At 69.8% G+C, this 9,099-nt stretch carries 11 protein-coding genes; 7 read left to right on the top strand and 4 right to left on the bottom strand.

Annotated elements, in window-relative coordinates; translation table 11 throughout:
• Window positions 1–32: 32 nt before the first annotated feature.
• From JHL17_RS07085 to JHL17_RS07095, 3 genes are all read left to right on the top strand, one after another.
• Complete coding sequence (locus tag JHL17_RS07085; RefSeq protein WP_200191490.1) at window positions 33–689, top strand: HdeD family acid-resistance protein; 657 nt, start codon at window positions 33–35, stop codon at window positions 687–689.
• Between the two features lie 242 nt (window positions 690–931).
• A complete protein-coding gene (qhpR, locus tag JHL17_RS07090; protein WP_345773765.1) occupies window positions 932–1,897 on the top strand; it encodes an AraC-like transcriptional regulator QhpR in 966 nt (321 codons plus the stop codon).
• Between the two features lie 89 nt (window positions 1,898–1,986).
• Window positions 1,987–2,802 carry an AraC family transcriptional regulator gene (locus JHL17_RS07095; protein WP_200191494.1) on the top strand — a complete coding sequence of 272 codons (816 nt, stop codon included), beginning with the start codon at window positions 1,987–1,989 and terminating at the stop codon, window positions 2,800–2,802.
• A gap of 3 nt (window positions 2,803–2,805) precedes the next feature.
• Here JHL17_RS07095 and JHL17_RS07100 read toward each other — a convergent pair whose 3' ends face one another.
• On the bottom strand, window positions 2,806–3,396 hold the full coding sequence (locus JHL17_RS07100; protein WP_200191496.1) for a LysE family translocator: 591 nt from the start codon (window positions 3,394–3,396) through the stop codon (window positions 2,806–2,808).
• Window positions 3,397–3,405: 9 nt separating this feature from the next.
• Window positions 3,406–3,816 carry a DUF2000 family protein gene (locus JHL17_RS07105; protein ID WP_200191498.1) on the bottom strand — a complete coding sequence of 137 codons (411 nt, stop codon included), beginning with the start codon at window positions 3,814–3,816 and terminating at the stop codon, window positions 3,406–3,408.
• Between the two features lie 149 nt (window positions 3,817–3,965).
• Here JHL17_RS07105 and JHL17_RS07110 point away from each other — a divergent pair, with 149 nt between their 5' ends.
• Entirely contained in the window at window positions 3,966–4,364 is a 399-nt protein-coding gene (locus JHL17_RS07110) for a DUF6157 family protein (protein ID WP_200191500.1), read from the top strand.
• 10 nt (window positions 4,365–4,374) lie between these two features.
• Here JHL17_RS07110 and JHL17_RS07115 read toward each other — a convergent pair whose 3' ends face one another.
• Together JHL17_RS07115 and pobA are read right to left on the bottom strand one after the other, a co-directional pair.
• Entirely contained in the window at window positions 4,375–4,731 is a 357-nt protein-coding gene (locus JHL17_RS07115; RefSeq protein ID WP_200191502.1) for a Lin0512 family protein, read from the bottom strand.
• 128 nt (window positions 4,732–4,859) lie between these two features.
• Entirely contained in the window at window positions 4,860–6,059 is a 1,200-nt protein-coding gene (pobA, locus tag JHL17_RS07120; RefSeq protein ID WP_200191504.1) for a 4-hydroxybenzoate 3-monooxygenase, read from the bottom strand.
• 170 nt (window positions 6,060–6,229) lie between these two features.
• On the opposite strand from pobA, the gene JHL17_RS07125 reads away from it, so the two are divergent.
• From JHL17_RS07125 to JHL17_RS07135, 3 genes are all read left to right on the top strand, one after another.
• On the top strand, window positions 6,230–7,240 hold the full coding sequence (locus JHL17_RS07125; protein WP_200191506.1) for a helix-turn-helix domain-containing protein: 1,011 nt from the start codon (window positions 6,230–6,232) through the stop codon (window positions 7,238–7,240).
• Between the two features lie 56 nt (window positions 7,241–7,296).
• A complete protein-coding gene (cysE, locus tag JHL17_RS07130; RefSeq protein ID WP_200191508.1) occupies window positions 7,297–8,139 on the top strand; it encodes a serine O-acetyltransferase in 843 nt (280 codons plus the stop codon).
• Window positions 8,140–8,284: 145 nt separating this feature from the next.
• A complete protein-coding gene (locus JHL17_RS07135) occupies window positions 8,285–9,013 on the top strand; it encodes a DUF3750 domain-containing protein (protein ID WP_247893373.1) in 729 nt (242 codons plus the stop codon).
• Window positions 9,014–9,099 lie beyond the last annotated feature (86 nt).

A 9,099-nucleotide genomic window follows, 5' to 3' on the forward strand; every position in this document is an offset into this window, starting at 1 on the left:
TCAGTGCAGCTGACGGCAGCGGGAGGCTTTCCATGTCCTACGATCCGGCGGATCAGGCCGGGAGCGGCCGGCCGGGCCTCGAACCGGTGGACCGCCTGCGCAGCATGAACAGGGTGCTGGCGCGCAACTGGTGGGCGCTGGCCCTGCGCGGGGCGGCGGCGATCCTGCTGGGGATGCTGGCACTGCTGATGCCAGGGGTGACGGTGGCGACCCTGGCGCTGACCGTCTCGGCCTATCTGCTGCTGGACGGCGTCTTCGCCATCCTGGCCGGCATCCGCGCCTCCCGCCACCAGGACCGCTCGCTTCCCTTCATCCTGGAAGGCATCGTCAGCCTGATCGCCGGCATCGTCGCCGCCCTGTGGCCGGCCGCCAGCCTGTTCGCCCTGGTGTTCCTGATCGCGGCCTGGTCGGTCATCACCGGATTGGCCGAGGTGATGGGCGCCTGGCGCCTGGACCGCACCCATGGGAAATGGGCCTGGGGTGTCGCCGGCGTGATGTCGATCCTGTTCGGCCTCGGCATGTGGGTGCTGCCGGCACTGGGGCTGCTGGCGCTCGCCTGGGGTGTCGCGGCCTATCTGATCGCTTTCGGGGTGCTGGCGCTGGTGACGGCCTTCCGGTTGCGTCATTGCCATCGGGTGACAGGCTCCCCCGGCGGCGGGTCCGGTGGAGGAATGCCGAGGGCGGCTTGAGCCTTCCGACCCTGGCGCACCTGTGCCTGAGGCGAATCGTAGATCCATCGTATAATTTCCCATACGAACGGTTTCTGTCAGCCTGAGCTCCGGCACGATGTTTGCTGCGTTGCGGCAAAAGGGCTGCGAGGGGCTGTGTCATGACGCCGCACCGACCGACTATTGGGCAGACTGCCGGCCAGCTTGGCGGGGGTCGCACAGGAACTGGGCAACACAACATCCTGGCCGCGGCGGCGTCCGGGGTGTCCGGCTTCATCGCCGCGCAGGGCGGCTGTCCCGACCAGGTGTTCCACCGCGCCGGGGTGGAGGAGCGGGCGCTCGGCCAGCCGACGATGGCGCTCGACCTCCGCGCTTATGTGGCGATGATGGAGGTGGCGGCGGCGGAGACCGGCAACGACAATTTCGGCCTGATGTTCGGCCGCCAGTTCCAGCCCGAGATGCTGGGGCTGATCGGCTCCATTGCGCTGGCGGCGCCGACCCTGGGAGCCGCACTCGACCATCTGGCCCGGCTGTTCCCCTTCCACCAGCAGGCGACCGAGACACGCTTCGTCCGCGAGGGCGAGCTGCTGCGGCTGGAATACCGCATCCTCGACGGCTGCATCGTCGAGCGGCGGCAGGATGCCGAGCTGACCATGGGCATGTTCGCCAATGTGGTGCGCGCTTGCCTCGGCCCGCAGTGGATGCCGGAGGAGGTGCATTTCGAGCATCCCAAGCCGGAAGGCTGGCGCCAGCACGAGGCGCTGTTCGACGCGCCCGCCCATTTCGGCCAGCGCACCAACGCCATCCTGCTGCGCGACCGCCAACTCGACCGCCGCATGCCCGGCGGCGACATGGCGCGGCTGACGGGGCTGTGCGGCACGCTGATCGACATCGCCCGCGGCACCGGCACGCCGCCGCTGCTCGATCGGGTGAAGGCGGAGGTGCGGGCGCGGCTGCCGGACGGCCCGCCCTATGTCGAGGACATCGCCGACCGGCTGGGCATCGCCCGCTGGACCCTGCAGCGCCGGCTGGCCGACGAGGGGCTGAGCTTCTCCGATCTGGTGGAGGGGGGGCGGCGCGATCTGGCCGCGGTCTATGTTCGCCAGCGCCATGTCCCGGTCGCCGATATCGGCGCGCTGCTGGGCTATTCGGAGGTCAGCGCCTTCAGCCGGGCCTTCCGCCGCTGGTTCGGGGTGTCTCCGGCGAAGATGCGCGAGGGGAAGGGCTGAACCGGGCGGACCGCACCGCACGGTGGCGGTCGCCATCCTCCCGTCCTAAGATCGGTGCCGCTACATTTCCTGTGCGGGACCGGCCGGCCATGGCGCGTGCATCGAGCAATCTTCACCGTTTCTGGCGCGATTCCTCGCTTCCGCATCTGGAGGCGCGGAGCATCGAGGATGGGCATGGAGTCTGCTACGGCTGGCACAGCCACCCGACCTTCTCCATCGGGCTGGTGACCGGCGGCATCAGCGAATTCCGCATCGGCAGCGACTGCCACCGCATTTCCGGCGGCACCGTCGTGCTGATGAACCCGGACGAGGCGCATGCCTGCAACCCGCTCGGCGGGCGGCCCTGGTCCTATCGCATGCTGTATGCCGATGCCGGATGGCTGGCGGCGGTGGAGGGGGAGGAGCGGTTCCGGCCCCTTGCCCCGTCCGTGAGCCGCGATCTGGAAGTGGCGGACCGGCTGGGCCGGCTGTTCGGGCTGCTGTTCGATCCGGTGCCCGACGGTACCGCGAAGGACGAGGCGGCCCGGTCCTTCTTCACCGGGCTGTGCGAGGCGCTGGGCGGAGGAGCCGCCGGCGGGCCGGACGGCGGCGAACATGCGGCACTGGATCGGGCGGCCGACTTCATCTCCGCCCATTGCACGCAGCCGCTGCGGCTGGCCGACATCGCCGCGGTGTCGGGATTGTCGACCTCCTATCTGGTGCGGTCCTTCAAGGCGCGCTATGGGCTGACCCCGCACGCCTACCAGATCAACCGCCGCATCCAGTTCGGCAAGCGCGAGCTGCAGCGCGGCCGCCCGATCGTGGAGGTCGCGCTGGACGCCGGCTTCGCCGACCAAGCCCATTTCCAGCGCGCCTTCAAGCGGCATGTCGCCGCCACTCCCGGCCAGTACATGCGCCGGGGGTGACGATCAGGCGGCGATGCCGATATGGACGGCGCTGGCCGCGAGCAGGGCGGCCATGCCGCGGTTGAACAGGCGCATCCGCCGCTCGTCGCCCAGCAGATGGCGCAGCCGGGCGCCGGCATAGGCCCAGCTGCCGACGGACAGGGAGCAGATGAGGAAGTAAAGCGCGGCGAAGACCCAGAGCCGGGCCGGATCGTCCCCGGCATAGGCACCGACCCCGGCCAGCGCGGCGACCCAGGCCTTCGGGTTCAGCCATTGCATGGCGGCTCCCTGCAGGAGGGACGGCGCCGGCGGCGGGGCTCCGGCGGCGACCTTGCCGGGGCTCCGCCACAATCCCCAGCCCATCCACAACAGGAAGGCCACCCCCGCCCAGCGGGCGAGCGTGGCGGCGGCGGGCCAGCCGCGCAACAGTTCGGCAAGGCCGAGGCCGGCCAGAAGCAGCAGCAGGACGAAGCCCAGGGTGGCCCCGGCGACATGGGGCAGGGTGGCGCGCAGGCCGTGGGCGACCCCGCTGGACAGCGCCACCACATTGACCGGGCCGGGCGAGATCGATGCGGCCAGCGCGAAGCCGGCCATCGACAGGTAGAGGGTCGTCATCGGCCGCCCCTATTTCAGCAACGGCAGCGAGCCGGTCAGCGAACGCACCAGCGCCGCCGGTCCGTGCAGGCAGAGGCCGAGATAGCGCAACTCCTCCTGCCGGGTGGCGGCGAGCCGCCGGCCATACTCGTCGTAGCTCTTGGCGCGCTGGGCGACGTCGGTCATGCCGATCACGCGAAGCCCGTCGGATTCCAGTTCCGCCGCCTGCCGGCGCAGCGCCTGCAGGCCCCCGGCGTCGGCGACCAGGATCGGCATCACGATGGTGGTGATGCCGGGATGGCCGACGCCGTCGGCATCCTGCAGGTCGCAGCCCACCAGATCGGGCCGCGCCTTCCCCAGCGTCATCGACAGGGCGGCGGCGGTGTTGGCGATCAGCCCCGTCGGCAGGGCATGGTCGATGATGAAGGCACAGCGTGTCACGTCCGGCTTTCCCTTGTTGGCGATGGTCGGGCCGGTGGACTGTCGCGGGTCGGACGGGGGCCGGTATTGAAGGAAATTACCCATGGCCGGGACGCTTGCGCCCGATCTGTTTTATACTGCCCGGCAGCACGGTCGCATGGAATCCCGGGATGTCCACGAACTACGTCGATACCTTCATCACGGCCGCCGCCGACTGCAAGGCAAGGGCCGGCACCGTTCCGCCCAAAGTCGGGACGATCGGCGCGCTGCAGCTCTCCCTGCTGCTGGCGCGGCCCTATGGCCTGACCAGCGACGAGCTGCTGCTGGAGGTTCACATGCTCCGCAACTGCATCCCGCCGGAAGACCGCGAGGCGGCGCGGGAGCGCCTCTTCGCCAAGCCGCAGGCCTGCCTGCGGGCGTCGCCGCTGGTGAAGCACTATGGCTGGGGGCTGCACCATGACGGCGCCGGGCGTGTCGCCGCCCATGGGGTCGAGACCGATGCCTACCGCGCTCTGAGCAACCGCCCGGACCTTGCCGTCGTTGCCGGGATGCGCAACGGCCGCGCCTGACGGCTTCCGATCAGATCCCGACCTCGATGGCGGCGTTGACGACGTAGATCTGCTCGTTGCGGTCGTTCTTGTCGGCCAGGAAGATGCCGCTCGGCGCCAGCATGCCGCCGCTGGTGACGTGGATGCTGACGGCACCATAGGGGAAGACCGCCTTCACCGCCTCCTGGTCGAGCCGGTCGGCATCGGCCGGCACGGCAAGGTGGACCCGCACCTGCATTTTGCCGGTATCGCCGTCCACCAGAGCGCGCATGCCGGGCATCGAGTTGCGCTCTATGGCGTTGCGCACGGCACGGACGGCGGCCTTGGTCACGTCCTGGCCGTGCAGGTCCACCCCCATGCCGAGTTCTACGAACATCACCTGCTTCATCGCCTGGGCTTTCCTTTGAGTGCCGGCCTTTGAGTGCCGGTTGAAGGCAATGATGGCGCGGGTGCGCGGGAAGGGCCAGGGGGCGGGGAGGGGAATTTCGGGGGGTGGAAGCCGGAGGCGACGCTCGTTCACTCCATCGGCAGTCCGACGTAATTCTCCGCCAATGCCGTCATGGCGGCGCGGGAATGGACGAGATAGTCCAGTTCCGCCAGATGCACCCGCTGCTCGAAGGGCGATTCCCGTTCGTTCCGGTGCAGCATGGTGGTCATGGACCAGGAGAAGCGCTCCGCCTTCCAGATGCGGCGCAGGCAGGTGGCGCTGTAGCGTTCCAGCCCGTCCATGCTGCCGGACTTGTAATGGGCGGCCAGGGCGCGTGACAGCACCAGAACATCGGCGACCGCCAGGTTCAGGCCCTTGGCGCCGGTCGGCGGCACGATGTGCGCGGCGTCGCCGGCGATGAACAGGCGGCCATGCTGCATCGGATCGCAGACGAAGCTGCGCATGGCGATGATGCCCTTCTGGAAGATCGGCCCCTCCTTCAGGGTCCAGCCGCCCTCGTCCTCCAGCCGGCGGTGCAGTTCGGACCAGATGCGGTCGTCCGACCAGTTGGCGATATCGTCCTTGGGATCGACCTGGAGGTAAAGCCGCTGCACCTCCGGCGAACGGGTGCTGAGCAGGGCGAAGCCGCGCTCGTGGTTGGCGTAGATCAGCTCAGGGTGCGACGGCGGCGCCTCCGTCAGGATGCCGAGCCAGCCGAAGGGATAGACCATCTGGTATTCGGTGCGCGCGGCGGCGGGGATCGCCTGCCGGCTCGGCCCGTGGAAGCCGTCGCAGCCGGCGACGAAGTCGCAGCGGAGCTCCTCCACCGGGCCATCCGGACCGCGCCGGAAGCGGATGCGCGGCGCCTTGCCGTCCAGCTCGAGGAACTCCACGCCGGACACGCCGAACAGGATGGTTCCGCCATCCTCCAGCCGGGCGGAGACGAGGTCGCGGATCACCTCGTGCTGGGCATAGACGGTGACGCGCTTGCCGCCGGTCAGTTCCGCCATGTCGATGTGGTGGCTCCTGCGGTCGAAACGCAACGTGATGCCGGAATGGAAATGGCCCTCGCGCTTCATGCGATCGCCGAGACCCATGTCGGTCATCAGATCGACCACCCACTGCTCCAGCACGCCGGCGCGGATGGTGCCCTCGATCTCCTCGCGGCTGCGGTGTTCCAGGATCACCGACTCGATGCCCTGGCGGTGCAGCAGATGGGACAGGAACAGGCCGGCCGGACCGGCGCCGACGATGGCGACCTGGGTGCGGGATGATTTGGTCGGGTGCATGTCTCTCGCCCTCCTGAGGAGCAGGGGCCGGCACGCCTTTGCAAATCATTGGCAATGCCGATTGTTGGTGTTCATGCTATTCCAGGGGTCGGAGGCCGGACATAGACGAACCGGCGAAAGGCTTGTACTTTTCATCGCCAGAGCCTGGACACCCCACCGGAGGCCGTGCGATGTCCGCCCATTCGGGTCACGGCAGCGAACCCATTCCCCGCTACTGGTTGTACGGCGAACCGCCGGCCGTGCCGGAGTTGCGCTTCGTCCATATCGAGACGATCCCGGAGCGGATGCGCTTGTACAATTGGGAGGTCCGCCCCCACCGTCATGACGGGTTGAGCCATGCGCTGCTGGTCACGGGCGGCGGTGGGCTGCTGACCGTGGATGGGGTGGAGGTGGTCTTCCGCGCCCCGACCCTGATCGTCGTGCCGGCGCAGGTGGTGCATGGCTTCCGTTTCGATCCCGGCACCGACGGCCATGTGCTGACCATGTCGGAAGGGTTCCTGGCCGGCGTGCTGGCCGCCGCACCGGAGGCGGAACTGCGCCAAGCCCCGGCCCTGCCGCGAGCCTGGGACCTGGAGGCGGGGTCGGACGAGGCGGCGGCGCTGGAGCGCTGTTTCGCCGATATCAGGCGGGAGTTCCGCGCCCATCATGCCGGCCGGGCCAGCGCGATTTCGGCGCAGGTGATGCTGCTGCTGGTCGCCGCGCTGCGGCTGGCGGCCGACCGGCGGCGGGACGAAGCCGGGCGCGACGGGCCGGGGGTGTCGCCCGACCTGCGGTTGCTCGCCCGGCTGCGGCCGATGATCGACGAGCGGTTCAGCCGGCATTGGCCGGTGGAGCGCTATGCCGCGGCGCTGGGGGTCACGCCCGGACGGCTGAACGCCGCCTGCCGCCGGGTCACCGGCCTGTCGACGCTGCAGCTGGTCCATGCCCGGCTGATGCTGGAGGCACGGCGCTCGCTGATCTACACCAGCCATGGCATGGCGGAGATCGGCTATGCCCTGGGCTTCGAGGATCCGGCCTATTTCTCCCGTTTCTTCGCCAAGCGCGAAGGACGGTCGCCGCAGGCCTTCCGGCGGGCTCATGCCGGCGGCCCAGCAGGGGGTGATGCGACGGAAGGCGATGCAACGGGAGGCAGCATTGACGGCAACGGCCTTGACCGCACCGGGGGCGGCTCACCACAGTAGCTGCCTTGCGCCCCGCATGGCGGATGCGGGAGCGGTCGGGCTTGCGGGAAAGGGTGATGGCGATGGACAGCCTGGACGTCACGATGCGGGAGGCGGCCGAGACGGTCGAACAGTCGCTGTGGCGCCGCCTGCGTACCGACGCCGCCCGCGTGGCGGAGGAGGAAAGCGGCCTCGCCCCCTATCTCTATGACGCGGTGCTGGCGCGCGACGGCTTCGGCCCGGCGCTGGCGGCCCTGCTGGTGCGCAAGCTGGCCGACCGCGCCATGCCGGAGGACCGGCTGGCCGCCGTGGTGCGCAACGCGATGGAGGCCGATCCGGCCATCGTCGATGCCGCCGCCGCCGACCTCGCCGCCATCCTGGCGCGCGACCCGGCCGCCGACGGCTGCCTGACGCCCTTCCTCTATTTCAAGGGCTACCATGCCCTGCAATGGCACCGCGTCGCCCATTGGCTGTGGCGGACGGGCCGCCACGACCTCGCCCATTTCCTGCAGAGCCGGGTGTCGGAGGCCTTTGCCGTCGACATCCACCCGGCGGTGCCGGTCGGGCGCGGCGTGTTCATCGACCATGGCACCGGCGTGGTGATCGGCGAGACCGCGGTGATCGGCAACGACGTGTCGATCCTGCAGAACGTCACGCTGGGCGGCACCGGCAAGGAGCACGGCGACCGCCATCCCAAGGTGCGCGACGGCGTGCTGCTGTCGGCCGGGGCCAAGGTGCTGGGCAACATCACCATCGGCGCCCATGCCAAGGTCGGCGCCGGCAGCGTCGTGCTGAAGGACGTCCCCGGCTGCGCCACGGTGGCCGGCGTGCCGGCCAGGATCGTCGGCTGGTGCCGCGACGAACCGGCCCCGGCGCTGACCATGGACCAGAGCCTGCAGCAGGGCGATTACAGCATCTGACCGCCCGCCGCCGGAACGGCTTCCGGGCTCTGTCCTTCCGCTGTCACCGGAAATCCGGTTCCCGAGTGACTACATGGAAGACGGGCGTGGAGCCCAGGCGGGGCAGGGCGAGAGGGCTGTGAGGGTGCTGCTGGCATTTCTGTTGATGTTGGTCCTGCTGCTTGCCGGACCGGTCTTCCTGCTTGCCTCCGGGGCGGTGTCGACGGCGGTCGACTGGAGCCGCATCGACCGCAGCCCGGTGGGCCTCGCCCCCGATGCGGCGACGACGCCGGAGGCGGTGGTCCAGGTCTATGCCGCCCGCGTCCTGTCCTGGCGCGGCGCCTTCGGCGTGCATCCCTGGTTCGCGGTGAAGCCGGCCGGCGCCCGCAGCTATACGGTCTATGAGGTGATCGGCTGGCGCGCCTATCGCGGCCTGTCGGTGGTCTCCGTCAGCAACCGCGACCCCGACGGGCGCTGGTTCGGCGCCCAGCCCGCCCTGCTGGCGGAACTGCGCGGCCCGGCCGCCGAGGCCGCCATCCCCAAGATCGCCGAGGCCGCCGGCCGCTATCCCTATGCCGGCGAGTACCGGGTCTGGCCCGGCCCCAACAGCAACACCTTCGCCGCCTGGGTCGCCCGCGCCGTGCCGGAACTGCGGCTCGACCTGCCGTCGACCGCACTGGGCAAGGATTATCTGGGGCGCGGCCTGTTCGCGCGGGCGCCGAGCGGCACCGGCTGGCAGATCAGCCTGTTCGGCGTGGCCGGCCTGCTGCTGGCGCTGGAGGAGGGGGTGGAGATCAATCTGCTGGGGCTGACGGTGGGGATCGATCCGCTGGACCTTGCGGTGAAGCTGCCGGGGATCGGGCGGGTGGGGTGGTTTGAGCGAGAGGTGCTTTGAGGGGGCGGAAGAGTCTGGTGCGAAGTGGGGCTAATCTATCAACACAAGTACCGTGCGAGGGCAGCGCCCTCGCACAGGGTTGAGAA

Source organism: Azospirillum endophyticum (assembly GCF_016595245.1).
Lineage (GTDB): Bacteria > Pseudomonadota > Alphaproteobacteria > Azospirillales > Azospirillaceae > Azospirillum > Azospirillum endophyticum.

What these genes read in the sequence shown, in the direction of transcription:
- JHL17_RS07085 (WP_200191490.1), top strand. Translation starts at nt 33, where the DNA reads ATGTCCTACGATCCGGCGGATCAGGCCGGGAGCGGCCGGCCGGGCCTC.
- JHL17_RS07095 (WP_200191494.1), top strand. Translation starts at nt 1,987, where the DNA reads ATGGCGCGTGCATCGAGCAATCTTCACCGTTTCTGGCGCGATTCCTCG.
- JHL17_RS07100 (WP_200191496.1), bottom strand. Translation starts at nt 3,396, where the DNA reads ATGACGACCCTCTACCTGTCGATGGCCGGCTTCGCGCTGGCCGCATCG.
- JHL17_RS07110 (WP_200191500.1), top strand. Translation starts at nt 3,966, where the DNA reads ATGTCCACGAACTACGTCGATACCTTCATCACGGCCGCCGCCGACTGC.
- JHL17_RS07115 (WP_200191502.1), bottom strand. Translation starts at nt 4,731, where the DNA reads ATGAAGCAGGTGATGTTCGTAGAACTCGGCATGGGGGTGGACCTGCAC.
- pobA (WP_200191504.1), bottom strand. Translation starts at nt 6,059, where the DNA reads ATGCACCCGACCAAATCATCCCGCACCCAGGTCGCCATCGTCGGCGCC.
- JHL17_RS07125 (WP_200191506.1), top strand. Translation starts at nt 6,230, where the DNA reads ATGTCCGCCCATTCGGGTCACGGCAGCGAACCCATTCCCCGCTACTGG.
- cysE (WP_200191508.1), top strand. Translation starts at nt 7,297, where the DNA reads ATGGCGATGGACAGCCTGGACGTCACGATGCGGGAGGCGGCCGAGACG.
- JHL17_RS07135 (WP_247893373.1), top strand. Translation starts at nt 8,285, where the DNA reads ATGTTGGTCCTGCTGCTTGCCGGACCGGTCTTCCTGCTTGCCTCCGGG.